Origin of the sequence: Leucobacter sp. wl10 (genome assembly GCF_003569785.1) — a bacterium.
Lineage (GTDB): Bacteria > Actinomycetota > Actinomycetes > Actinomycetales > Microbacteriaceae > Leucobacter.
Genome location: NZ_KZ984000.1, coordinates 16,798 through 41,455, shown reverse-complemented (window position 1 = coordinate 41,455; position 24,658 = coordinate 16,798). Strand labels below are relative to the sequence as shown.

Here is a 24,658-nt window from a genome sequence, read left to right as displayed (position 1 = left end):
ATCCATTGTTCCGTGCGCGGGCCTCCCGCGCACGCGGAAATCGGACACGGCGGTGCGGGCGGGCGGCACTCGCTACGCTCGAAGGCATGAACCACGTCTCCAGCCGCACGGCGCTGCTGCGCGCCACCATCGTCGTCGTGGCCGCCGGCGGCCTGCGCGCGCTCACCTACCGCGCCGTCGCCTCTGAAGCCGGCGTCTCGCACGGGCTGGTGCGCCACCACTTCGGGTCGCGGGATCAGCTCATCGCGGAGGCCATGGAGTTCGCGATCGACGAGAGCCTGCAGGGCTCGAACATGCTCAGCAGCGCGCTCACGGCCGCCGAGTTCGCGGCGGGCATCGAGTCGCTCGCCGTTCGCGAGGCGGGCCTCCAGTCGTTCCAGTACGAGCTGCTGCTCGAGTCGCGCCGGCGCCCCGAACTTCAACCGCTCGCCGAACAGCACTACCGCGCCTATCGCGAGGCGATCGGGCGCCAGCTGCGCCGACTCGGCGTCGACGACGCCGAGCTGGCCGAGCTGATCTGGTTCGCCCTCGACGGGATCGTGTTCAAGCAGCTCGTGCTGCCCGAGGACGTCGCGCCGGCGCTGAGGCGCATCCGCGCGCTCATCGAGGCCGCGGCGCGCTAGGCACCGCCCGCCCGCCGGGTAACCGATCCCGATCGGCGTCCTTCGTCCGTGGTTCGTCGCGCGAGCGCACGTCGTCGGCGCGGGTGTGCACCGGAAACCGTTCGCAGGGCGCGTACTCGCACAGGAGGCGTACGCTCGAGGGTGCGGAGGCGGAACGCCGCCCGATTCTGAACCCCCCTTGACTATCCATATGGATAGTTTTAGGCTTGCGCTACCGAGCGAACAAGACTCGACCCCTCTGCAGAGCGGAACCGCTCGGGGCAAGGACGAAGGGACACCGCCGTGCCGGACACCACGATCGAATTCCTCTACCTCAACGAGCCCGACATGATCCGCGCCGGCGTCACCGACATGGCCGACTGCGTCAACACGATGAGCGACATGCTCGCGCTCTTCTCGAAGGGCGACTACCGCATGGCCGGCAGCGAGAACAACTCGCACGGCGCGCAGATCTTCTTCCCCGCGGAGGAGACCTTCCCCGGCATGCCCGTCGACGGCCCGGATCGCCGCTTCATGGCCATGCCCGCCTACCTCGGCGGCGACTACCAGATGGCCGGCTGCAAGTGGTACGGATCCAACGTGGAGAACAAGCGGCGCGGCCTGCCCCGCTCGATCCTCATGTTCACCCTCAGCGACAAGGACACCGGCGCGCCCCTCGCCATCATGAGCGCCAACCTGCTCAGCGCCTACCGCACCGGAGCCATCCCGGGAGTCGGGGCCCGCTACCTCGCCCGCGAGGACGCGAGGGTCGTCGGCATCGTCGGCCCGGGACCCATGAACCGCACCTCGCTCGAGTCGTTCATGGCCGTGCGCCCCGGCATCGACACGGTCAAGGTCTCCGGGCGCGGCCAGGCCGGCATCGACGCGTTCATCGCCTGGGCGAAGGAGCGGTTCCCCCAGCTCACCACGATCGCGCAGGTCTCCGACATGGAGGCGGCGGTGCGCGGCGCCGACATCGTCAGCATCGCCGTGCCGAGCCCCTCCGGCTCCGAGCACTACCCCTACGTGGCCGACGAGTGGGTGAAGCCCGGCGCCTTCATCTGCTGCTCGGCGCACCTCGCCGTCGAGGAGAGCCTCGTGCTGCGCTCCCGCCACGTCGCCGACGCCCGCAAGATCTACCAGGCGTGGGCCGAGGAGATCCCCGCCCCCGCGCACGAGACCGTGGGCATCTGGGGCATGCACCTCGTCGATCGCGTGCACGACGGACGCATGCGGCCCGAGCAGTTCGAGGACGTCGGCGAGATCATCCAGGGCCTCGCCCCAGGCCGGCAGAACGATGACGAGATCTTCGTCTACTCGGTCGGCGGCATGCCCGTCGAGGACGTCGCCTGGGCGACGAAGGTGTACCGCAACGCCGTGAGCGACGGTATCGGCACGAGGCTCAAGCTCTGGGACGAGCCGGCCCTGGCCTGATCCCGCACCATCGAGACCGCGGGAAGACGAGAGAAGAGGATCGAATGGACCTGCAGAAGACCGACGTCGTCGTCATCGGCGCCGGAACCGTGGGGTCGATGGCCCTGTGGCAGCTGAGCAGGCGCGAGGGCCTCGACGTGGTCGGCATCGAGCAGTACGGTCGCGTGCACTCGCACGGATCGTACGCCGGCGAATCGCGCGTGTTCCGCACTGCGGTGCACGAGGGCGGCACCTACGTGCGCATGATCCAGCGCTCGCGCGATCTGTGGCGCCAGCTGGAGCGGGAGTCGGGTCGCGACATCTACGCCGAGGTCGGCTGTCTGAGCATCGCGCCCGAGGGCTTCCCGGATCTCGAGACCGCCATCGGCACGGTGCGCGAGTTCGGCATCCCCCACCGCCTGCTCAGCACCGAGGAACTGCGCAAGGAGTACCCGCAGCACCGGATCAACGACGGCGACGTGGCCCTGCTCGACGAGCACGGCGGCGGTCTGCGCCCCGAGGTCGCCGTGATGAGCGCGCTCGACCTCGCCGAGGCGAACGGCGCGAGGCTCTTCTTCAACACGCCGGTGCTCGACATCGAGGAGCGCCCGAACGGCGTCGTCGTGCGCACGACGCAGGGCGCCTGGCTGGCCGACACCGCTGTGGTGGCCTCGGGATCCTGGTCGACCAGGCTCTCCCCCGAGCTGAACGACCTGCTGCGCCTGCAGGTGCTCGGCCTCACCTGGTTCATGCCCCGCGACCCCGCGGCGTTCGCGCCCGAGAGGTTCCCCGCGTTCCTGCGCGACGTCGGATCCGTGCACTTCTTCGGCGCCCCCAGCTTCGACGGCTACGCGTTCAAGGCCTGCACGAACCCCGAGTGGCCGGTGTACCGCGACCCGGCCGACGTGCCGGCCTCGCACACCCGCGAGGAGCTCATCAAGATCGGCCAGCGCGCCGCCGAGCTCTTCGAGGGCGTCAACCCGGAGCCCGTGCGCCAGAGCGTGCACCACTGCGCGTACACGCCCGACCGCCTGCCGGTGGTCGACCGCAGCGCGAGCGGCCGCGTCGTCACGATCGCGGGTCTCTCCGGCCACGGCTTCAAGTTCTCGCCGCAGCTGGGCGAGTGGGCGGCGCAGTTGGTCGCGGGCGAGGGGACCACGGCGGATCCGCGCTTCGCGCTCCCCGAGCGCATGAGGGCGCTCGCGGAGCTCGGCCCGTACACCGGCGGCGGTCACTAGGCGGCCGGGACGCTTAGCCCCGAGCCGGCAGCGCGATCCAGCCCTCGATCTCGACCAGCAGCTGGGGCCGCGCGAGACCGGCGACGATCGCGAGCGAGTGGCCCGGGAGGTCGCCCGCGGGGAACCATTCCGCGAAGATCGCGTTGCGGGCCGCCGCGTACTCGGGCATGTGCTCGGCGCCGACGAGGAAGGTCATGCACCGTACGATCGACTGCGGCGTGCCGCCCGCCGCGGTGATGAGCGCCTCGATGTTGCGGAGGGCGTTGCGCGTCTGCGCGGCGACGTCGTCGGGGACGACGCCGTCGCGGTCCGCCCCCACCTGCCCCGAGATGAACACCCACTCGGCCGGGCCCGACACCGCAGCGAGGTGCGAGTAGGCGCCGACGGGCGGGGCGATGCCGTCCGGCGAGTACCGGCGGATGCCTGGGCGGGGTGCGGGTGCAGCGGTCATGCGGATCCTCCGTTCAACAATACCGTGAGGCGCGACCGGCGGCCGCGCTGAAACCGAGCGGGCGGGCACCGGCTGAGCGCCCGCCTGTCGGCAAAGAACAACCGCTATTTCGCTGCCGCGACCAGCCCGTCCATCAGCGTGCGCGCGCTGCCGTAGCCCTCGACGATCGCGGCGTGCTGCATCGTGAGCAGCACGTAGTCGGCGCGCTCGGCGACGGCGAACTCCTTCTCGACCGTGGTCCACGCGGGCAGCACCCACGGTTTGTTGTTCGCCCGCACCGCGGCGATGACCTTGCGGAAGTCGTCGAAGTCGGCCTCGGTCTGGCGGTAGACACCACGGCCGCGCATGAGCGAAAGGTCGCCGGGACCGATGAAGATGCCATCAACGGTCGGCAGGGCGGCGATCGCTTCAATGTCGCGCAGGGCCCCCGGGTCCTCCACCATCGGGAATACCTTGATGTCGCGATCCTGCGCCGCCACCCAGTCGTCGTCGTAGCCGCCGTAGTTCATCGTACGCCCGCCCGCGAGGCTGCGGGTGCCGAGCGGTGGGAACTTCGCGAAGTCGGTGACCTTCTTCGCATGCTCGAGCCCCTCGATGTGGGGGATGATGACGCCGTCGGACCCGAAGTCGAGGGCCTGCTGGATCGCGCCCCGCTCGGGCACGAGCACTTTCGAGAGCACCTCGAGGCCGAGTCCCTTGAGCACGGGGACGAAGCGCTCGAGGATCGACAGGTCGAAGGCTCCGTGCTCGATGTCGAGGACGACGAAGTCGTAGCCGAGGCTCGCGACGATCTCGCCGATCGCGACGCTCGAGTCGGAGAGCCAGGCGCCCTGCTTGAGTTGTCCGGACATATGTGTGGGTTCCTTTCTGGACGAGGTCGATGCGCGCCGGTCAGCGCGCGGGAGATCAGGCGGCGATGGTGAACCGGCGATTGGCGAGGGACGGGTTGGTCTGACGCACCTCGGAGATGCGCCCGGGGAGGATCGCGGCCGTGGTGACCCCGCTGCGCTCGCCGATCTCTCCGAGCACGATGCCCATGGGGTCGACGATGAGGCTGCCGCCGGTGCCGAGTGACGGGCCCTGCGTGACCGCGGCGACGTAGAACGTGTTCTCGATCGCGCGGGCGCGGGCGAGCGTCTGCCAGTGGTCTTCCTTGCGCGGACCGGGCACCCACGCGGCCGGATAGACGAGCACGTCGACGCCGACGTCGGCGTGCTGCCGCGCGGCCTCGGGGAAGCGCAGGTCGTAGCAGGTGAGCACGCCGACCTTCACCCCGGCGACGTCGAAGGTGATCGCGCCGTCGAGCGAGCCGGGGCGGATGCTATCGGACTCCTTGAAGCCGAAGGCGTCGTACAGGTGAGCCTTGTGATATACCGCGACGAGCCCGCTCTCAGGAGTCAGCACGACAAGCGAGTTGTACGCGCGGGCCTCGCCCGGAATCTCCTCGAGAACGCCGGCGACGATCACGATGCCGACGCGCTCGGCGATCTGTGCGAGCCCGGTCACGAACGGTCCGTCGAGCGGCTGTGCCTGAACGAGCACCTCCGGGGTGAGCGCGGTGACGCCGATCATCGCGAACTCGGGGAACACCGCGAGGTCGGCGCCGTCGGCCGCCGCGATCTCGGCGACGCGGCCGATCTCGGCGAGGTTCGCCGCAACGTCTTCCGTCGAGACGATCTGGCAGATGGAGAGTTTCATGGGGGTCCTTCCGGGGTGGTCTCGTGAGGGTTGAGGGGTCTCGTGGCATTCGCGTGCCGTTTTCGGCTTGGCTCGGCCCTGCTCCGCGGGGTTCGCGAGCATGCAGAGCGGTGTGGGTGGGGCAGGATCACGTGGCCGGGTGCTCGTTACCCGCCCGTCGTGCACTCGGCGATGCAGTGGTCGACGAAGGCGCGGCCGACGGAGTCGAGGCGGCGCGGATACCACGAGACCGTGGCCGTCATGCTCGCGCGCGGCTTCACGAGCTTGCGGTAGACGACGCCGTTCGGCTGCAGATGCGCGAACGACTCCGGCGCGAACGAGACGCCCATACCCGCGGAGACGAGCCCCGCGTGGTCGAGGTACGAGCCGAAGGCGCTCACGCTGTTCGGCGAGAATCCGGCGTTCATACACGCGGAGACGACCGAGTCGAAGCCCATCGGGTTCGCGGCGCGCAGCCCCTGGATGAGGCGCTCCTCGCGCAATTGAGCAAAGCTCACCTCCTCGAATGCCTCGAGCGGGTGGCCGCTCGGCAGGCAGACCATGTAGTCCTCGCTGAAGAGATCGACGACCGACACCTCTTTCAGGTCGGGGCGGGTGAGCAGCACGGCGACGTCGACGCTGCCCTGCTCGAGTTCCTCGATGAGCCTGCTGGTCGCGATGCTCCGCACGCTCACCTCGGCTTCGGGGAAACGCGATTGGAAGGAGCGGATCGCGCGGGCCGGCGACGCGAAAAGCATCGCCGGCACCACGCCGATGCGCACGCGGCCGAACTGCGCCTCCTTGGCGTCTTCGAGTAGTTGCGAAATCTCCCGCATCGCGTCGAGCACGCTGCGGCATCGGAAGTAGAACTCGCGTCCCGCCTCCGTCGTCGTGATCGGCCGCGTGGTGCGATCGATCAGTTGGAGCCCCACGTCCTTCTCCAGCCGCGCGATCTGCTGCGAGAGCGCGGGCTGCGTGATGAAGAGCTCCTCCGCGGCCTGCCGAAATCCACCCGCGTCGACCAGCGCGACGAAGGCCTCCAGGCGTCGGGTCTCCATGATCAGGCCTGCTTCGCTGCCAGACGGATCGCGCGCCGTTCGCGCTGCACCCGGGGATCGGGCACGGGAGCCGCTGCGATCAACCGCTTGGTGTAGTCATCCTGTGGATGATGCAACACTTGCTCGGTCGGGCCGTGCTCGACCACATCGCCGTGCCGCAGCACCACCACGCGATTTGACAGCGTCTCCACGACGGACAGGTCGTGGCTGATGAACAGGCACGAGAAGCCGAGTTCGCGCTGCAGACCGAGGAAGAGGTCGAGCACCTGGGCCTGCACCGACACGTCGAGGGCCGAGGTCGGCTCGTCGGCGATCATGAGCACCGGGTTCGTGGCGATGGCACGCGCGACGCCGATGCGCTGCCGCTGTCCGCCCGAAAGCTCGTGCGGGTACCGGTCGACCCACTCGGGGTTGAGCTGCACCTGCTCGAGCAGCTCCTGCGCTCTCGCCCTTCGCTTCCGCCCGTCGCGCACAAGGCCCTGCCAGAGCAGCGGGTCGGAGATCGCCTGTCCAATGGTGCGCCGGGGATTGAGGGACGAGGCCGGATCCTGAAACACCATCGTGACATGCTTGCGCAGCTGCTTCATCGCTTTGCCGCCCGAGCCCGCGATCCGCTGGCCCTCGACCTCGAGCGTGCCCCCGGAGACGGGAAGGAGGCCGATCGCCGCCTTGCCGATCGTCGATTTGCCCGAGCCTGACTCACCCACGAGCCCGACGATCTCGCCCTTGGCGACCTGCAGATCGATGCCGTTGACCGCCTGGAAGCCCGGGCGCCGCCAGCGCCCCGGGTAGCGAATGACCGCCTGGTCGAGCTCGAGCACCACCTGGGGCAGCGCCGTCAGCGCCGTCACCCCGTCGATGTGCAGCTTGTCGTTCGAGGAGTCCAAGAAGTCCTTCGCCTTGCCGAGGTGCGGAACGGCCGCGAGCAGCTGCTGCGTGTACGGCTCCTGCGGGGAGGCGAACAGGTCGCTCGACGGCGCCGCCTCGACGACCGCACCCTCCTTCATCACGACCACGTCATCGGCGACGTCGGCAACAACTCCCATGTCGTGCGTGATGATGAGCACGCCCATGCCGAGGCGCTCCTGCAACTCGGCGATGAGATCGAGGATCTCAGCCTGCACGGTCACATCGAGCGCCGTCGTCGGCTCGTCGGCGATGAGCAGCTCGGGCTCGCTCGAGATCGCCATCGCGATCATCGCGCGCTGCCGCTGACCGCCCGACAGCTGGTGCGGGTAGTCGTCGACTTTCTGCGCCGGGTTCGGCATGTGCACGTCACACAGCAGCTGGATCGCGCGAGCTCGCGCCGCGTCCCTGCTGAGCTCCCGATGGCTCGTCAGCGCCGCGATGAGCTGCTCACCGATGGTGTACACAGGGTTCATCGCCGTCATCGGTTCCTGGAAGATCGTCGCGATGCGCGATCCGCGCAGCTTCCGCAGCGCCTTGTCCGTGAGCGTCATCACGTCGACGCCGTCGAACCAGATGGAGCCGGTGCGTCGCGTATTCGGAGGGAGCAGGTCGAGGATCGACATGGCCGTTACCGACTTGCCCGATCCCGATTCCCCGACGAGCGCGAGGGTCTTGCTCTTTTCGAGCTCGAAGGAGACCTCGTGTGTCACGGTCCGCCAGCCGTCGGGCGTCTGGAACTCGACGGAGAGACGGTCAATCCTGAGGAGTGGACTACTCATGATCGCTTCTTCGCTTTCGGATCGAGGAGATCGCGGAGGGCGTCGCCGAGGATGCCGAACGCGAGGATGGTGAGCACGACGACGATGCCCGGTACGAGCAGCGCGTGCGGGTTCGAGGTCAGGTACCGCTGGCCCTGCGCGACCATGGAGCCCCAGGAGGGCGCGGGCGGTACGACGCCGAGGCCGAGATAGCTCAGGCCTGATTCGAGGAGGATCGCCGCTGCCATCGTGAGCGAGAACTGCACGATGATGGGGGCCGAGACGTTCGGCAGCACCGTGCGGAACATGATGAGGATCGTCGGGGCTCCGAAGGTCTTCGCCGCGTCCACATACTCCTCGCGCTTGACCGACAGTACTTGTCCGTAGGTGATGCGCGCGAAGATCGGCGCGAACAGTACGCCGATCGCGATGATCAGTGTGACGGATCCCGGTCCGTAGAGCGTCACCGCGAGGAGCGCGAGGATGATCGGCGGGAAGGCGAGCACCACGTCGACGACGAGGCGCATCGTGACGAACTCAGCGACGCCGTTGAAGTAAGCGCCGAAAAGGCCGAGCAGGGTGCCGAGCACCGTCGCGAGGAGCGTGGCACCCAGAGCGATGAAGAGTTCGATCTGCGCACCGTACATGATGCGCGACAGGATGTCGCGACCGAGCTCGTCGGTGCCGAGCAGGTGACCCTCCGAGAGCGGCGGCTTCAGCCGCAGCGCGACGTTCTGCGCGATCGGGTCGTACGGTGCCAGCACCGGCGCGAGGAACATCATGACGAGCATGGCGACGATGTAGATGGCCATGATGGCGCGCAGGGGGGTGACGGCCTGGCGCACCCGAGGACTGAGTTTCATGATCGCCTCACCCTGGGATCGAGGATGCCGTAGATCACATCGACCACGATGTTGATCAGGATGAACATGAGCGCGATGACGATAACGATGCCCTGTACGACCGGGTAGTCGCGGTTGGTCACGCCGTCGACGAGCAGGCTCGACATGCCGGGGTAGTTGAAGACTCGCTCGACGAGGACGGTCGAACCGAGCAGCGTGCCGAAGCCGATACCGATCACCGTCACCACCGGGGTCAGGGAGTTGCGCAGCACGTGCTTGCGGAACACCCTGAACGGGGCGAGGCCGATCGACTTCGCGGTGCGCACCCAGTCCTCGCCCTGCACTTCGAGCACCGCCGACCGTGTCATACGCGCGATCTGAGCGGAGAAGCCTACCGCGAGCGATACCGCGGGGAGCGTCAGCGACCAGATGGCGCCGAGCGGGTCCCTGCCGAAGTCAACGTAGCCGCCGGCGGGGAACCACTTCAGCGTGATCGAGAACAGCAGGATCAGCACGGCGCCGAAGACGAACACCGGGAGGGCGACGCCGATGGAGCTGAGCGCGGTCAGCAAGGTGTCGACCCAACCGCCCTTGCGGGCTCCCAAGGCACCGAGGGGGATGCCGAAGATCACCGAGAGGAGCGTTGCGAAGCCCACGAGGAGGAGCGTGCGGGGCAGGCGCGCCCCTATCGCCTCGAGCACCGGCTGGGAGGTCTTGAACGAGTTGCCGAGGTCCCCGGTGAATACCCCGCCGAGGAAATTGAGATACTGCACGATCAGCGGCTGGTTGAGGCCGAGCTGTTCGCGCACCCGGTCGACGGCTTCGGGCGTGGGGGCACCCCCCTCGCCGACGCTGAGAAGCAGCACTGCCGGGTCGCCCGGCACGAAATGCAGCGCGGAGAAGATGAGCGTGAGTACGAGGAGCACGAGACCCACGCCCATCGCCAGGCGCTTCGCAATGAATACCAGCACGATGCGATGTCTTCCTGTTCCGAGTGGCTACTGCATCGAGGTGTTCGCCAGCATGTATCCGCTGTAGAACGTGAGCGTGCCGGGCAGGTTCGAGAAGCCCTTGACGCTGTCGCTGTAGCCGTAGGCCTGGGCGCGGGTGTTGAGCGAGGCGAACGGCACATCCTCCGCCCAGAGCTTGCCGATCTGCTGGTAGATGCCCTGCTTCGCCGTGTCGTCGGTAGCCTGCAGGCCCTGGCCGATGAGGTCGGCGATCTCATCGTTCTTGTAGCCCCAGCTCACGTTGTACGTGCGGTCGTCGGTCACCCAGTTGAGGAGGTACGACGGATCCGCGACCGCGCCGCTGTCGCCGGAGACCGCGATGTCGTAGTCTCCCTCGTTGCCCTGCGAGACGCGGGTCGACCAGTCGGGTGCGTCGAGTGTGACGTCGATGCCGATGGCCTTGAGGTCCTCCTGCACCGACAGCGCGTTGTCCTGCAAGAAGGTGTACTGCGACGTCGAGAGGAGCCTCGCGGAGAAACCGTCGGCGTAGCCGGCTTCGGCGAGCAGCGACTTCGCCTTCTCGGGATCGTAGCTCCAGAGGTTCGCGAGGTTCTCGTTGTAGGCGGGGTCGCTCTCGGGGATCGCGAGACCGTTCAGCGGTTTACCATTGCTCTGGAACGCGGCGAGCACCGAGTTGTCGCGGTTGAGCGCGTAGGCGACAGCCTGGCGCACCTTTGGGTCGGCGAAGGGCCCGTCCTCGACGTTGAACTGCACATACTGGAACGGGCCGTTGACCTGGTCGACGGTGAAACCGGCGTTGGCGACGCGGTCGAAGTTCTCCCAGGTGACGTAGTCGATGAGGTCGACGTCGCCCGAGAGCAGCGCGTTGGTGCGAGCCTCTCCGTCGGCGTAGAACTTCACGTCGATCTGGTCGAGTGCGATGTTCTCGGCATCGTAGTAGTTCTCGTTCTTCTTCATGGTGAGGCCGATGCCCTGGTCGAGGTTCGTCATCTTCCAGGGGCCGGCACCGACCCAGTTCGCAGTATCAGGGTTGAGCGAAGCATCCGGCACGATGCCGGCGTACGGCAGCGCGAGGTACTGGAGGAACGCGTTGTTCGGCTGCGACAGCTTCACGGTGACCTGCGAGGCTCCGTCGCTCTCGATCGATTCGATGTCGGCGAGGAACGCTGCGAGCTGCGAGCCGTTCGCCGGGTCTCGGTAGTACTCGAGCGTGTTTTTGACGTTGTCCGCATTCAGTTCGCTGCCGTCGCTGAAGGTGAGGCCGTCGTAGAGCGTGAAGACGTAGGTGGTGTCGTCGGGAGTCTCGATCGACTTGGCGAGCGCAGGCACGGCCTGGCCGCTGGCGTCGAAGCTGGTGAGGCCGCGGTGCACCATGGTGAGGAGCTGGTTAACTGCGGTGCCCTGGGAGGCGCCGGTGATGGGCTGCGCAGGGTCGGCCGAGAGGCCGAAGGTGAGTACTTGCTTCGCAGAGCCACCGCTGCCGGAGTCGGCGGGTGAGGATCCGCTGCAGCCGGTGAGCGCGAGTGACGCGACGACGACGAGTGAGAGCACCGAAAGCCAGGACTTCAAGCGCTGCGGGCGTGACAAGGACATCGGGTATTCCCTTCGTTGGGTGGAACCCACCCCGCGGCGCGGCCGATGGTCTCTGCATCGTGAGGAGTCTCGACGCTGAGAGCTCTGCCGGCATGCCGGTCGAGGGTGCTGGGTGAACAGGTGAGGTGTTCACTGCCCAACTTAGGAGCAGCCAACATAGGCTGCAAGTAAGAATTCGGTAGCGAGAGTAACGCTGAACTTATACTACTGAGAATCGCAGATCAGAGCATAAAAATGCGGTGATTTTAGTGCGCTGTCGATACAAATCGCCACCGGTTTCACACGTGTTGCCCTGAATCGGGGGCCAGGTCAGCGGAGGGATCGGGCCGCGGGCGGTAACGGGTGCACGCGGGCCTCAACCGCAACCCGGCGGTTCGCGAGCGACGGGAGCATCGCGCGCACCGCCGAGAGGCGCTCCAAGCTCACCATCGCGGTGACGAGCGCCAGGTCCTGCTCGCCGGCGTCGCCGAGCTGGAGCCCGAGCGGGTCGAATATCGCACTGCGCCCCACCGATTTCACGCTCACCTCGTCGGAGGCGAAGACGTACGCGGTGTTCTCGATGGCGCGAGCGCGCAGCAGGGTGAGCCAGTGGTCCTCCTTGACGATGCCCCGCGCCCACGCCGCGCTGATCGCCAGCACCTCGGCACCTTGGTCGACGAGCAGGCGGAAGAGTTCGGGGAAGCGCAGATCGTAGCAGATCGCGAAGCCGACCCGCACCCCGTCGATCTCGAGCACCGGCGGTAGTGCGTCGCCCGGGGTGATGGAGTCGGACTCTTTCACGGCGAAGGCGTCGTAGAGGTGGATTTTCTCGTACTCGGCGACGATCTCGCCGCCGTCGACGAGCAGCAGCACGTTGAGCGCGCGCCCGGGGTTCGGCTCACCCGGCAGCCGCTTCGACATGCCCGCAGCGATGAAGAGACCGTACTCCCGCGACAGCCGCAGGATCTCGGTGGCGAACGGCCCCGAGTGGTCCTCGGCCGCCGCGACCCCTTCCGCGGCCGTGGCGGCGACCCGGTGGTACATCGCCATCTCGGGGAGGAGAAGCACGCGCGATCCCGCGGCCGCGGCTCGCTCCGCGAGTGTTCTGACCGCGACGAGGTTCGCCGACTTGTCCTCGACCGCCGGGAACTGGCCGACACTGATCTGCAGCCCGGCAGGCACCGCGCTCACGCCTTCGCCCAATCGGCGCCGACCGTGTTGCGCTCGAACTCCCGGACGAAGCCGAGGCAGACGTCGTGCGCGACGCGCTTGATCCAGTCGGCGCCGATCTCGGCCGAGCCGAGACGCGGGTCACCGGTGACCCCAGACGGGCTGACGTCCGAGAAGTCCCAGTAGAGCGTGCCCGACTCGGCAGTACCGGGAATCGCCCCTTCCGAGTAATTCGTCGGCGTCCACCCTTCGAAGGGCACCAGCCCGCCATCGGCGACGAACTGCGACTGCACGAGTTCGGGGAACATCGCGAGCATGGCACTGTGCTCGGGCTCGGAACCGTGGCCGTACGCTATGGCCGGATCATCATAGAGATCACGCATGACCCGGTACCCGATACCCCACGGGTACACGCTGCCCACCAGCACGCCGTGCTTCCTGCGGAGGCGATCCGCGGCGTGCTCCGCGGGGGCCTGGTTCCCGCCGTTGTTGTTCACGATGACGATGCGCCGGAAGCCGTGCTGCACGAGACTGTCCATCACTTCGAAGAGCACCGCTTGCAGCGTCTCGAACGAGAGGTTCAGCGTGCCGGCGAAGCCGGCGAAGATCGGCGAGTGCCCGTAACTGAGCGTCGGCGCCACCAGCACGGGCGTCTCGAGGTGCTCGGCGATGTACTCGGCAACCCACTCGGCCGTGATCGCGTCCTCGTTGAGCGGCAGGTGGGCACCGTGCTGTTCGATCGCCCCGGACGGGATCAGCACGATGGGGCTCTGCGCTGCGGCGTCTCGCGCCTCCGTCCAGCTGAGCTCGCCGAGTCGGTGTGTTCTGAAATGTCCCATATGTTCGTTCTTCCTTTGATGCGCGTTCGCGGGTCATGACGCGGGACCGCCGCCGATGAGATCGGAGCTGCAACAGTCGCACCGAGACCGTCGAGCTGGAACCGTCGGGGGTAGACGATCCGGCTGATCCCGAGCATAACTTTGGCCACAGTGTGCCGCACTGACTATAAGCGGGCGTGATATTCGAGATGCGGGGCTTATCGCACGCCGGTCGAATACTCGTGACGCGAAGGAGCCGCGATCCCGGGGAGAGGATCGCGGCCCCTCAGCCACCGCAGCGGCTCCGGCCGTTAAGAGTTCACCACCCTGCGCAGCCCGACCGCCCGCTCGATGACCACCACGATGAGTACCGAGATGGCGATGAGGATCACCGACAGCGCCGCTAGGCCGGGGTCGGATCGGTACTGCAGGTAGCGGAACATCTCCACCGGCAGCGTCGTGCGCCCCGACCCCGCGACGAAGAGCGAGATGACCGCCTCGTCGAAGGAGATGATGAACGCCATCACCCCGCCCGCGAGGATACCGGGCGAGATGATCGGCAGGGTCACCCGCCGGAACGTGGTGAGGGCGTTCGCCCCGTGCACTCGAGCCGCCTCCTCGCAGCGCATGTCGCTCGTCACGAGGCTGGACAGCGTGGTGCGGATCACGTAGGGCACGGTCACCCCGAAGTGCGCGAGCACGATGCCCGGATAGGTGCCGATGAGGCCGACCGGCTGGAGCACCAGCAGCAGCCCGAGACCGAGGACCACGCCCGGCACGAGCAGCGGGGAGAGGAAGAACGCCGAGAGAGCAGCTTTGCCGCGGAAATCGTAGCGAGCGATGGCGAGCGCCACCGGCACGCCGAGCAGCAGCACGATGAGCGCGGTCACGACGGCGGTGATGAGGCTGACGCGAGCGCCGGCGAGCAACTGCGCGTTGCCCAGAATGCTCTCGTACCACTGCAGCGATGGAGAGCCGATCTCGATCGCCAGACTGTTCGTCCGGTTGAAGGAGATGAGGACCACCGCGATGATCGGCGCCAACAGGAAGAGGTACACGACCGTGACGACGATCCGGTTCAGAATTCTACCCATGAGCGATCACTCCTCGAACCGCTTGATCAGGCGCTGGTACACCGCGACGAGCGCACCGAACACGACGAGCAGGATGACGGAGAGCGCCGAGGCGAGCGGCCAGTTGAGGGTCTGCGTGGCCTCGTTGTAGACCTCGGTTGCGAGGATGAACACGCGCCCGCCGCCCAGGAGCTTCGGCGTGACGAACGAACTCACCGCGAGCACGAAGACCAGCAGGAAGCCCGTGAACACCCCCGGCAGCGACAGCGGCAGTGTCACCCGAGCGAACACCTGCAGCTTCGACGCTCCGAGCGAGCCCGCCGCCTCCTCGAGCGAGATGCTGATGCGCCCGAAGCCGGAGATCATCGCGAGGATCGCGTAGGGCATCAGGATCTCCACCAGAGCGATCGCCACGCCGAGCATATTGTTGCTCAACCGAAGCGGCGCGCTGATCAGCCCGGAGTTCATGAGCGCCGCGTTGACGACGCCCTGGTCGCCGAGGAGCGACATCCACCCGAAGGTGCGGGCCACGGCCGACGTCAGAAGCGGAGCGATCGCCAGCGCCATGAGCACGCCCTTCCACCGTGAGGTGGTGCGGGTGAGGAAGAGCGCGATGGGGTAGGACAGTGCCACGGCGGCGACGCCGCAGACGAGGCCGAGCAGGAGCGTGTTGCCGATCACCTTCCAGTAGAAGGGATCGGCGAGCGCATCCGCATAGGCCCCCGCGCTGAGCGTCTGTATGAGCCGGCCCCCCTCGCCGTTCGTGTTGAGGGACATGCGGATCATCACGGCGAGCGGCAGCAGGAAGCTGACGAATAGCCCGATGACGCCGGGCGCCACGAGGCCGAGCACGGAGAGGTTCTTGCGCTTCTGGGAACCTCCCCGGCTCGCCCGGGTGCTGATCGTCTCGGTGTTGGTGTGCGCAACGGTCATGACGGATCACCTCACCCTTCCGAGACGAGGTAGGCGTCGCCGGGCTCGAAGGAGACCAGCACCTCGTCGCCGATCGCGAGCCCGGCCCCGACAGTGCTGAGCTGATCCGCCCGCATGCTCTGCCCGTTCTCGAGCCGGAGATCGTAGCCGCGCACGTCGCCCGTGTAGCTCGAGCCGATCACTCTGCCGCGCGCGGTGGGAAGGCTGCCCGCGTGCTCGCTGTTCACATCGGCGACGGTGACCCGATGGGGTCGCACCACGAGCGCACCCGTTCCCGCGCTCCCGGGCGTGCCGGCCACCGTGAGCCGCCCGAAGACCTCGGAGCGCACCGCGTACTCACCCCGCGATCCCAGCGAGACCTCGTCGACCGGGAGGAAATTGGCCTTGCCCACGAAGTTCGCCACGAACCTCGTGGCCGGGTTCTCGTAGATGACCGCCGGCGTGCCGTACTGCTCGATCACACCGTTGTTGAGGATCGCGATGCGGTCGGCCATGTCGAGCGCCTCGTCCTGATCGTGCGTGACGAACAGGGTGGTGGTGGCGGACTGCTGCTGAATGCCCCGGATCTCCCGCCGCATCGCCTCGCGCAGCTTGGCGTCGAGGTTCGACAGGGGCTCATCGAGGAGCAGCAGGGTGGGGTGGATCACGAGCGCCCGCGCGAGGGCCACGCGTTGCTGCTGCCCGCCCGAGAGCTCGGCCGGCCGCCGACCCTTGAGGTGGCCCAGCTGCACCATCTCGAGCGCCTCGGCGGTGCGCCTCGCGATCTCCGGGCGCGAGGCCCGTTGCATCTGGAGCCCGAAGGCGATGTTCTCTTCGACCGTCATGTGCGGGAAGAGGGCGTAGGACTGGAACACCATCCCCATGCCCCGCTTGTTGACGGGCCTCGACACCACGTCTCTCCCGTTCACGATGATCTGTCCCGCCGAGGGCTCGAGCAGACCCGCAACCATGCGCAGCGTGGTCGTCTTCCCGCAGCCGGAGGGGCCGAGCAGCGCGACCAGGTCGCCCTGCGGCACGTCCAGGTTGACGTCGTTCACCGCGGGGGCGGATGTCTTGGGGTAGATCTTCCGCAGGCCGCGGATGGACAGGTAAGCGGTGTCGGACCGTTCCATCATCAACCCCCGATGACGTCCCGGCGCCACATCTCGGTCCATGCGTCGCGACGGTCGGCCAGCCAGGTCCAGTCGATGTCGACGATGTTGGGATCAGCGGGGCTGGCCACTCGGTCCGTCAGCTCCTGCGACAGCTCGGCGTTCGAGACCACTGGAGCGTAGTAGAGCGCCTTTGCGAACGACTCCTGAGCCTCCTTGGAGAGCGCGTAGTCGATGAACTGGAGCGCGGCCTCTGCCTTCTCGGAGCCCTTGACCAGATTGATGGTGTTGATCTGGAAACCGATGCCGTCGTCCGGTTGCACGACGGCCATGGTGCCCCCGGACTCTTCGGCGAAGTACTGCGCACGCGCGTTCCAGCCGATGCCGTACTGCGAGGTGCCCGAGATCACGGGCTGGTACACGTCCGGCACCGGTTCCCACGTGTTGACGAGCGGTGCGAGCTTCGAGATCTCCTCGATGGCCGGCCCGACGTCGTCCTTGTAGTCGATGCCGAGGTTGTTCGCGGTGAGCGCGGTGAGCGTGATGCCCTGGATATCGGGCGGGGCGGGGATGGACACCGAGTTCTCGGGCGCGTCCCACAGGTCGGCGATGCCTCTGGGCGGATTCTTCACGCGGTCGGCGTTGTAGAGCACGACGAGGTTGTCGAAGGTGACCGCCGGGCCGTATCCGTCGGCGTTCTGCCCGAGTCCGACGACATTCGCGAGATTCGGCACCGCCTGCTCGTCGATCTTGTCGAAGAGGCCCTCCTGGTTGCCCGTGTAGGCGACGGATGCGTCCATGATGACGACGTCGACCGTGGGCGCCGAGGCCTCGCTGCGCAGCTTGCCGAGCATCTCGGCGCTGTTCTGCGAAGGCACGAAGTTCACCACGACGTCGTTCTGAGAGGCGTTGAACTTGTCGATGACGGCTGCCGTGTACTGATCCTCGAACAGCGCCGCGTAACCGAGCACATTGACCTCGACGGGCCCGGCTCCCCCGCCTCCCCCGTCTCCGCCGCTCCCGCCGCTGCAGGCGGTCATGGCGAGCAGGGCGGCGGCTATGCCGGCGCCGAAAACGGTCTTCCTGTGTGACATGGGCTTCTCCTTTGAAGTAGCAGACGGCTTCGTCCGCGTCGGATCGCCCGTGTCGACAAACCTGGTCGAGATCGAACCTACGTGGACGAAGACGATCGCGCAAGTGCCATCCGAACAGCCGGAGAAACCTCGGCGCCGAGTTTTTTCGCGCAGGCGGCTTCCCCCTCCGGCTCATCTCTGCTACTGTGCATGGCGCGTGTATGCAACATGTACGCAACACCCGTGCGGCAAACCTGGTCCGTTTACCCGCACGTCGCGCCCGCCGCGGCGCCCCGACGGATCCGGGCTGCCGGATCCGCCCTCACAGAGAGGAACATCGATGTTCGTTTTTCAGTCCATGCCCCGGCAGATCGGTGAGGAGCGGCGCAGGTCGCTCCTCACCGTTCAGACGTCCACCCTGGGGCATCTCCGCGACTATGGATTCGTACGCGGCCTCACGCCGAACATGCGGCCGCTCAGATTCGCCGGCACAGCCATCACCGTGCGCCTTCCCCACATGGACTCCACGGCGCTGCACGTCGCCGCCGACCACCTGCGTCCCGGCGACGTGCTGGTGGTCGAGCAGTCCGGCGACGAGCGTTCCAGCTTCGGAGGCATGGTCGCCTTCACCGCGAAGACGCGAGGCGCGGAGGGGGTGATCCTCGCGGGCGCCATGAACGACTTCGACGAGGTGCTCGAGCTCGGGCTGCCCGTCTACTCCCGCGGCGTCTCCGCTCGCACCACCCGCATCCTGGGCATCGAGGGCGCCATCAACGTGCCCGTCACCGTCGGCGGCGTCGTCGTCACCCCCGGCGACGCGGTCTTCGCGGACTCCGACGGCATCGCCGTCGTCGCCGAGGACGAGATCGACGAGATCGTCGCCGACCTCCGCGCGAAGGAGGCCGCGGAGCCTGCCAAGAAGACCGAGATCACCGCCGGAGAGAGGCTCTCGGAGTGGAGCGGCGCCGCTCGCTTCTTCGAGATGGCGGAGGAGGCGCGATGAGCGAGTTGATCCTCTCCCTCGCCCAGTTCGGCGCCACGCGCAACGTCGAGCTCAATCGCAGCACCGCGCTCGAGCTCATCGCCCGTGCGGGCGCCGACGCCGATCTCGTCGTGCTTCCCGAGAACGCGATGTACTCGGACCCCACGAGGGAGCGGCCAGAGGAGAACTACTCGGAGACGCTCGACGGCCCATTCGTCACGGCGTTGCGCGAGGCCGCGCAGCAGGCGGAGGCCGACGTCGTCTCGGGGTTCACCGAGACGAGCGACGACGAACGGAGCTTCAACACTCTCGTCCACATCGACGCGCAGGGCGAACTCGCCGGGGTGTACCGCAAGGTGCACCTCTACGACGCGTTCGGCCACCGCGAGTCCGACACCGTGCGGCCGGCCGACATCACCTCGCCGCTGGTGTTCGAGCTGAAGGGTCTCAGGATCGGTGCGGCGACGTGCTACGACCTGCGCTTCCCCGAGATGGGCCGCTGGCTCGTCGACCACGGGGCAGACGTGATCGTGCTGCCCGCCGCCTGGGCCGTCGGCCCCATGAAGGAGCTGCACTGGGAGATGCTCGCGCGAGCGCGCGCCATCGAGAACACGGTCTACTTCGCCGCCTGCGGGCAGACCGGGCCGAGTTGCACGGGCCAGAGCATGATCGTCGACCCCATGGGCGTGATCGTCGCCTCCGCCGGAGAATCGGCGGGCGGCATCGCCACCGCCCGGATCCGCAAGGAGCGACTGGAAACCGTGCGCAAGGCGAACCCCAGCCTGGCCAATCGACGGTTCACGGTGGCGCCGAGCGCCTGAGAATCCTGCCCGTACAATCAGTCTATGCAGTCTCTTCCGGATGTCGCCCGATCCCGGTTCGGCAGCTGGGCCACCAACGTCCAGCTGCCACCGGGGCCGCGCGTGCCCGGCCTCAAGGCGACGGAGCACGCCTATCTGTATCTGAAGAACCTCATCGTCACCCTGCAGCTGCCACCGCAGACGATCGTCACCGAGACGGAGGTGGCGCTCGCAGCGGACGTGTCGCGCACACCCGTGCGCGAGGCGTTCCTCCGCCTGCAATCCGAGCAGCTGCTCGACCTCATCCCGCAGCGCGGCGCAATGGTCCCCGCCATCACGCTCCGGGCCATCCAGGAGCAGGCCGTCACCCGCGTCGTACTCGAGGGATACGGCGTCGACTGGGTATGCACGCACCGGGTGCCGGTGGCGGAGCGGCTGCACCAGCTGGTCGACGAGCAGCGCAGCATCTACGACGACGACCCGGAGCGCATCGTCGACATGGTCACGGTCGACAAGGAGTTCCACTGGACGCTCATCAAGGCGACGGGCAACACGGAGTTCGCGCAGCTCTACAACAGGCTCCACGACCGCCAGCTGCGCATCGGCATCGCGATGTTCCAGGCCGTGCCGCCCAGGCGCTGCACCGCGATCGAGCATCACCTCGAGATCGCGAATGCGATAGAGACCTTCGACCTCCCGGCGGCGCAACGCCTGCTCAAAGCGCACCTGGTGGGCAGCCTTCCCGAGGTGTCCGGCATCTTCACGAACTGACTCGCCCGCGCCGCCCGCCCCCGCGCGCCAATAGTTCTATCTAGGATAGAGTTATCGGGACGAGTCGGCCGGCGAGGGGGGCACATGGCGCAGCAGGCGACACCGGTCGAGGTCGCGGGCCTCTCCAAGCGCTTCGGCCGCGTGCAGGCCGTCGACTCGCTGAGCTTCACCGCCGAGCCCGGCCGGGTCACGGGCTTTCTCGGCCCGAACGGCTCGGGCAAGACCACCACGCTCTCCATGGTGCTCGGCCTCGTGCGCCCCGACGCGGGCAGGGCCACGATCGGCGGCGAGCCCTACGCGGCGCTCGAGCGCCCCGCCCTCTCCGTCGGCGCCTCGCTCTCGGCCGACTTCCACCCCGCCCACACCGGCCGCGCGCACCTCGACATCGTGCGCCGCGCCATCGGCGTGCCCCGGGGCGCCGTCGACGAGAAGCTCGACCTCGTGGGCCTCGCCGACGCCGCCGACCGCAAGACCGGCGGCTACTCGCTCGGCATGCGGCAGCGGCTCGCGCTGGCCGCGGCTCTGCTCGGCGACCCCGGCGTGATTCTGCTCGACGAGCCGATCAACGGCCTCGACCCCGAGGGCATCCGCTGGATCCGCCTGCTGCTCAAGCATCTCGCGAGCGAGGGCAAGACCGTGCTGCTGTCGTCGCACGTGCTCGGCGAGGTGCAGCAGACGGTCGACGACGTCGTGGTGATCCGCCGCGGCGAGCTCGCGTTCGCGGGCACGCTGGCCGAACTGCAGCGGGGCACGGGCGAGCGCACGGTGCTCGTCTCGGCCGCCGACCAGCCCTCGCTCGCGCACGCGCTGCAGGCCGTGGGAGGCCAGGTGCACGGCACGCGGGGCGACACGATGCGAGTGACGGGCCTGGATCCGTCGGCGATCGGGCTGGTGGCGCTCGAGGCGGCGATCCCGCTCTCGCACCTGAGCGTCGAGGAGAGCGAGCTCGAGCAGAGCTTCCTGGCGCTGGTGGAGGACGCGGGACCGGAATCGTCGACGCCCGCGGAAGGGGGTGCCCATGAGCCGCCTGGCCCGCAGCCTCTCGGCCGAGTCTCGCAAGGTGCGTTCGACGAAGCTCTGGTGGATCCTCGCGATCGTGCTCAGCGGATACTCCGCGATGATGGCCGCGATGTTCGCCTTCATCTTCGGCGCGATGAGCGACCAGATGGGCGGGGCCGCGCTGCCGGCGCAGGACGTCGCGAATATGATCTACGCGTCCGTCTCCACCTTCGGCTACGTGATCCCGTTGCTGCTCGGCGCGCTCATGGCCACGGGCGAGCTGCGCCACCGCACGCTCGGGCTCACCTTCACCCTCGAACCCCGCCGCGGAGTCGTGCTGCTGAGCAAGACGATCGTGCTGCTCGGTTTCGGGGTCGTGCTCGGAGTCGCCGGGCTGGCCGGAGCGGTGGGGGCGGGCGGAGCGGTGCTGGCCGCGACCGACGGCGACCCGATGCTCGGTTCGGGCGAGACCTGGCTGCTCGTGCTGCGGGTGCTCGCCGCGATCGGACTGTGGGCGATCATCGGGTTCGGGGTCGGTGTTCTCGTGCGCAACCAGGCCTTCGCCATCGTGCTGGCGCTCGTGTTCACGCAGTTCCTCGAACCCGTGCTGCGCACCGGGGCCCAGTTCTGGGAGTGGAGCGCGCAGGTCGCCAAGTTTCTGCCGGGCGCGGCGACCGACGCCTTCGTCGGGGCGAGCGTGATGACCGGCATGTCATCGCTCGACCCCTCGGCTGCCGAGGACAGCGGGGCGCTCGGGATCTGGGGCGGCCTGCTGGTGCTGATCGCCTATGCGGTCGTCGCGGTGGCGGCGGGCTGGGCGCTGCGCTGGCGGCGGGACGTGGCGTAGCGGCGGAGGAATATCGCCGCGGGTGTGCGCGTTGGCATCGGTATGGCCCCGACCACACCGCTCTCGATCCTCGATCTCGCCGCAGTGGAGGCCGACGGCAGCATCGCCGACGCGTTCGACCACTCGGTCGAGGTGGCCCGGCTCGCGGAGCGCACCGGGTATCGCCGCGTCTGGTACGCCGAGCACCACAACATGTCGTCCATCGCGTCGAGCGCGACGGCGGTGCTGATCGCCCACATCGCCGCCAGCACCTCGAGCATCCGACTCGGAGCCGGCGGAGTGATGCTGCCGAATCACTCCCCGCTCGTGATCGCCGAGCAGTTCGGCACGCTCGCCGAACTGCACCCGGGCCGCATCGACCTCGGCCTCGGACGGGCGCCCGGCACCGACGGCGCAACGTTCCGGGCACTGAGGCGCACGCACCAGGCCGCCGAGAGCTTTCCGAGCGACGTGCTCGAGCTGCAGCGCTATCTCTCGGACGAGCTGCCCCGCAGCGCCGTCAACGCGTACCCCGGTCGCGGCACGCGGGTGCCGCTCACCATCCTCGGGTCCAGCCTCTTCGGCGCAAGCCTCGCGGCCCAGCTCGGGCTGCCCTACTCGTTCGCCTCGCACTTCGCCCCGCAGCAGCTCGCGGCCGCCGTGCAGCACTACCGGGCCGGCTACGTGCCGAGCGAGGCGCACCCCGAGCCTCACGTCAGCGCCGGAGTGAATGTGGTCGCCGCCGAGAGCGACGCCGCAGCGGAGGAGATGTTCGCGCGCACCGAGGTCGATCGAGTGCGACGGTTCCTCTCGCGCGGGCGGGAGCGGGATCTCACGGTCGACGAGGCCTCCGCTCTGCTCGACAGTCCGGCAGGTCTGGAGATCCGCGGCATGCTGCGGTACACCGCGATCGGCGGGCGAGACCGCGTACACGACGAGCTGGAGGCCTTCGCCCGCTTCGCCGACGTCGACGAGCTCATCACGGTGCACGCGGCGCCCACACGGGCCGAGCAGCTGGCTTCGGTGCGCATCGCCGCGCCCGCCGCATAGCGCCCCCGCGGGGAGCGGCGACCGCGCTCGGCTCAGGGGGCGAGGATCGCCTCGAGCCGGGGACGGGCGCGTTCGATGCGCGCGGGCAGCGACTGCCAGCCGTCCATCATCCCGGACAGCACCTGCGCGCCCACGAACACCTCGTTGACGATCTCCGCCAACTCGTCGGCGCTGGACGGCGAGGTCACCGAACCGTCCCCCGCGCCCTCGCGGATCAGGGTCGCGGTGACGCGCTGCCACTCGTCGTAGTACCCGTAGCCGCGATCCTTGAGCTCATCGGGCAGCGATCCCACGAGCCGGATACCCGCCTGCACCAGCGTGTCCGAGGCGATCAGCCCAGCCACGCCGTCCAGCAGATCCAGCAGGCGATCGAGCGCCGTTGCCTCGGTCTCCAGGACCTCCGAGAGCACCTCGGTCATCCGCTCCTGCTGCGTATCGAGCACCGCGGCCGCGATGTCGTCCTTGTTGCCGAAGTGGAAGTAGAGCGAGCCCAGACTGATCCCCGCGTCATCGGAGNGCACCGCGGCCGCGACGTCGTCCTTGTTGCCGAAGTGGAAGTAGAGCGAGCCCAGACTGATCCCCGCGTCATCGGAGATGTCCTTCAGCTTCGCCTTGTCGTACTCCATGCGCGAGAACACCCGACCGGCCGCCTCCAGCAGGGCGATCTGCGTGTCGACGCCCCGCTGCTGCCGCTTGCGCGTCTCATTCACCCGGTTCGGCGCCATGCGCTCACCACCACTCCAGCCGTTAAATTCAGATCAACAATTTAGATTGTGCCACAGGACGGCGCGCGCGAGGAACCCCCACCGCTCCCGCCCGATCACCGTCACCGCCGACGGGCATCCCTCACGGCAGCCGGTCCCGCCCCCAAGCACTCACCCGGCCTGACTCCGGTGTGTTACCTTGACTCCATGGCCCTCAAAGTGGCACTGGCATGCGTCGCAGTCGGCCTCTTCTGCGGGACACTGCTCCTGTTCATCCTCGGCGGCACAGCCCGGGTGACGATCGTCGAGCAACTCGACGCGCCAAGTGATCGGTATCCCGGCGGACGCTACGGCACCACGAGCGTGCAGCTGAGCTGCGCGCCCCTCGCAGGGATGCTCGCGGGCGACGCCTCGAATGATCGCGATGCGCCGCTCGGCGGCGGCCCGCAACCCGACCTCACCGAGCCGCTGCTCGCGGGCAACGACATCGCCAGGGGGCAGGCGTGCGCAAACGTCCGTCAGGCGCAAAGCGCCTCCATCGCGCTGCTCGCTGTGCCCGCCGTCATCGCGGGGGTCGCGGCGTGCACGCTTCCTGCGCGGAGGCGGAACGGCGCCGCAGCGCGACCCCTGGACGCGGGCGGGACAGACGCTGGAGCGCGGCAGGACGAGGGGGCGAACTCGCGAGAGCCCTGATCCGCGAGAGAAAGACGAGCCCGTGACCTGCGATGTTGCAGGCCACGGGCCCAAACGCGGAGGATGGGGGATTTGAACCCCCGAGGGCGTGAACCCAACACGCGTTCCAGGCGTGCGCCATAGGCCGCTAGGCGAATCCTCCCCACCGGCCCGAGAGCCAGCGCGGTCCAGTCTAGCGGGTTCT

The 24,658-nt window shown here is 68.2% G+C and carries 24 protein-coding genes, 1 tRNA gene and 1 pseudogene; 10 read left to right on the top strand and 16 right to left on the bottom strand.

Features of this window, described 5'->3' with window-relative positions; translation table 11 throughout:
* The first annotated feature begins 86 nt into the window (after positions 1-86).
* The 3 genes from D1J51_RS12625 to solA all read left to right on the top strand — a co-directional run bounded on the left by D1J51_RS12625 (position 87) and on the right by solA (position 3,253).
* Positions 87-623: a TetR/AcrR family transcriptional regulator gene (locus tag D1J51_RS12625; RefSeq protein ID WP_119075728.1), complete on the top strand. Its 537-nt coding sequence runs from the start codon at positions 87-89 to the stop codon at positions 621-623.
* Between the two features lie 282 nt (positions 624-905).
* Positions 906-2,036: a tyramine oxidase subunit B gene (locus tag D1J51_RS12620; protein ID WP_119075726.1), complete on the top strand. Its 1,131-nt coding sequence runs from the start codon at positions 906-908 to the stop codon at positions 2,034-2,036.
* A 44-nt stretch (positions 2,037-2,080) separates the two neighbouring features.
* Positions 2,081-3,253 (top strand): N-methyl-L-tryptophan oxidase, encoded by a 1,173-nt coding sequence (gene solA, locus D1J51_RS12615; protein ID WP_119075725.1) that lies wholly within the window; start codon positions 2,081-2,083, stop codon positions 3,251-3,253.
* A gap of 13 nt (positions 3,254-3,266) precedes the next feature.
* Here solA and D1J51_RS12610 read toward each other — a convergent pair whose 3' ends face one another.
* The 14 genes from D1J51_RS12610 to D1J51_RS12545 form a co-directional block, all read right to left on the bottom strand.
* Complete coding sequence (locus tag D1J51_RS12610; RefSeq protein ID WP_119075723.1) at positions 3,267-3,704, bottom strand: RidA family protein; 438 nt, start codon at positions 3,702-3,704, stop codon at positions 3,267-3,269.
* Between the two features lie 104 nt (positions 3,705-3,808).
* Entirely contained in the window at positions 3,809-4,555 is a 747-nt protein-coding gene (locus D1J51_RS12605) for an HpcH/HpaI aldolase family protein (RefSeq protein WP_119075721.1), read from the bottom strand.
* A 55-nt stretch (positions 4,556-4,610) separates the two neighbouring features.
* The gene (locus tag D1J51_RS12600) at positions 4,611-5,402 is read right to left on the bottom strand and encodes a carbon-nitrogen hydrolase family protein (protein WP_119075719.1); all 792 of its coding nucleotides are present in this window, start codon (positions 5,400-5,402) and stop codon (positions 4,611-4,613) included.
* Between the two features lie 146 nt (positions 5,403-5,548).
* On the bottom strand, positions 5,549-6,439 hold the full coding sequence (locus D1J51_RS12595; RefSeq protein WP_119075717.1) for a LysR family transcriptional regulator: 891 nt from the start codon (positions 6,437-6,439) through the stop codon (positions 5,549-5,551).
* 2 nt (positions 6,440-6,441) lie between these two features.
* Positions 6,442-8,127 carry an ABC transporter ATP-binding protein gene (locus D1J51_RS12590; protein WP_119075715.1) on the bottom strand — a complete coding sequence of 562 codons (1,686 nt, stop codon included), beginning with the start codon at positions 8,125-8,127 and terminating at the stop codon, positions 6,442-6,444.
* Entirely contained in the window at positions 8,124-8,969 is an 846-nt protein-coding gene (locus D1J51_RS12585) for an ABC transporter permease (RefSeq protein WP_119075713.1), read from the bottom strand. Before D1J51_RS12585 ends, D1J51_RS12590 begins: the two co-directional genes overlap by 4 nt.
* A complete protein-coding gene (locus tag D1J51_RS12580) occupies positions 8,966-9,919 on the bottom strand; it encodes an ABC transporter permease (RefSeq protein WP_205547889.1) in 954 nt (317 codons plus the stop codon). Before D1J51_RS12580 ends, D1J51_RS12585 begins: the two co-directional genes overlap by 4 nt.
* A 27-nt stretch (positions 9,920-9,946) precedes the next feature.
* Positions 9,947-11,512, bottom strand: a complete 1,566-nt coding sequence (locus D1J51_RS12575; protein ID WP_119075711.1) for an ABC transporter substrate-binding protein — start codon at positions 11,510-11,512, stop codon at positions 9,947-9,949.
* 309 nt (positions 11,513-11,821) lie between these two features.
* The gene (locus D1J51_RS12570; RefSeq protein WP_240423222.1) at positions 11,822-12,682 is read right to left on the bottom strand and encodes a carbon-nitrogen hydrolase family protein; all 861 of its coding nucleotides are present in this window, start codon (positions 12,680-12,682) and stop codon (positions 11,822-11,824) included.
* Positions 12,679-13,500, bottom strand: a complete 822-nt coding sequence (locus D1J51_RS12565) for a creatininase family protein (RefSeq protein ID WP_205547888.1) — start codon at positions 13,498-13,500, stop codon at positions 12,679-12,681. Before D1J51_RS12565 ends, D1J51_RS12570 begins: the two co-directional genes overlap by 4 nt.
* A gap of 290 nt (positions 13,501-13,790) precedes the next feature.
* A complete protein-coding gene (locus D1J51_RS12560) occupies positions 13,791-14,573 on the bottom strand; it encodes an ABC transporter permease (RefSeq protein ID WP_119075709.1) in 783 nt (260 codons plus the stop codon).
* 6 nt (positions 14,574-14,579) lie between these two features.
* Complete coding sequence (locus tag D1J51_RS12555) at positions 14,580-15,485, bottom strand: ABC transporter permease (RefSeq protein ID WP_119075708.1); 906 nt, start codon at positions 15,483-15,485, stop codon at positions 14,580-14,582.
* A gap of 11 nt (positions 15,486-15,496) precedes the next feature.
* Complete coding sequence (locus D1J51_RS12550; protein WP_119075706.1) at positions 15,497-16,600, bottom strand: ABC transporter ATP-binding protein; 1,104 nt, start codon at positions 16,598-16,600, stop codon at positions 15,497-15,499.
* Positions 16,600-17,670 carry an extracellular solute-binding protein gene (locus D1J51_RS12545; RefSeq protein WP_119075704.1) on the bottom strand — a complete coding sequence of 357 codons (1,071 nt, stop codon included), beginning with the start codon at positions 17,668-17,670 and terminating at the stop codon, positions 16,600-16,602. Before D1J51_RS12545 ends, D1J51_RS12550 begins: the two co-directional genes overlap by 1 nt.
* Before the next feature lie 319 nt (positions 17,671-17,989).
* On the opposite strand from D1J51_RS12545, the gene D1J51_RS12540 reads away from it, so the two are divergent.
* The 6 genes and pseudogenes from D1J51_RS12540 (at position 17,990) to D1J51_RS12515 (ending at position 23,077) form a co-directional block, all read left to right on the top strand.
* Positions 17,990-18,652 carry an RraA family protein gene (locus tag D1J51_RS12540; RefSeq protein WP_119075703.1) on the top strand — a complete coding sequence of 221 codons (663 nt, stop codon included), beginning with the start codon at positions 17,990-17,992 and terminating at the stop codon, positions 18,650-18,652.
* Positions 18,649-19,452, top strand: coding sequence for a carbon-nitrogen hydrolase family protein (locus tag D1J51_RS12535; protein WP_119075701.1), 804 nt, complete (start codon positions 18,649-18,651; stop codon positions 19,450-19,452). The genes D1J51_RS12540 and D1J51_RS12535 overlap by 4 nt, the downstream gene beginning before the upstream one ends.
* A gap of 24 nt (positions 19,453-19,476) precedes the next feature.
* Positions 19,477-20,202 carry a GntR family transcriptional regulator gene (locus tag D1J51_RS12530; RefSeq protein WP_119075699.1) on the top strand — a complete coding sequence of 242 codons (726 nt, stop codon included), beginning with the start codon at positions 19,477-19,479 and terminating at the stop codon, positions 20,200-20,202.
* Positions 20,203-20,286: 84 nt separating this feature from the next.
* Positions 20,287-20,796: pseudogene (locus D1J51_RS18425) on the top strand (ATP-binding cassette domain-containing protein); the annotation flags it as partial.
* A 424-nt stretch (positions 20,797-21,220) separates the two neighbouring features.
* Entirely contained in the window at positions 21,221-22,048 is an 828-nt protein-coding gene (locus tag D1J51_RS12520) for an ABC transporter permease (protein WP_162903816.1), read from the top strand.
* Positions 22,049-22,090: 42 nt separating this feature from the next.
* Positions 22,091-23,077, top strand: coding sequence for an LLM class flavin-dependent oxidoreductase (locus D1J51_RS12515; RefSeq protein WP_119075696.1), 987 nt, complete (start codon positions 22,091-22,093; stop codon positions 23,075-23,077).
* 517 nt (positions 23,078-23,594) lie between these two features.
* On the opposite strand, the gene D1J51_RS18655 is transcribed toward D1J51_RS12515, so the two are convergent.
* On the bottom strand, positions 23,595-23,802 hold a 208-nt coding region (locus tag D1J51_RS18655), incomplete at its 3' end, for a helix-turn-helix domain-containing protein (RefSeq protein ID WP_371414089.1).
* A gap of 186 nt (positions 23,803-23,988) precedes the next feature.
* Here D1J51_RS18655 and D1J51_RS12505 point away from each other — a divergent pair.
* Positions 23,989-24,474: a hypothetical protein gene (locus D1J51_RS12505; protein ID WP_119075693.1), complete on the top strand. Its 486-nt coding sequence runs from the start codon at positions 23,989-23,991 to the stop codon at positions 24,472-24,474.
* A 57-nt stretch (positions 24,475-24,531) separates the two neighbouring features.
* Here the strand turns inward: D1J51_RS12505 and D1J51_RS12500 are convergent.
* Positions 24,532-24,616, bottom strand: a tRNA-Ser gene (locus D1J51_RS12500).
* Positions 24,617-24,658 lie beyond the last annotated feature (42 nt).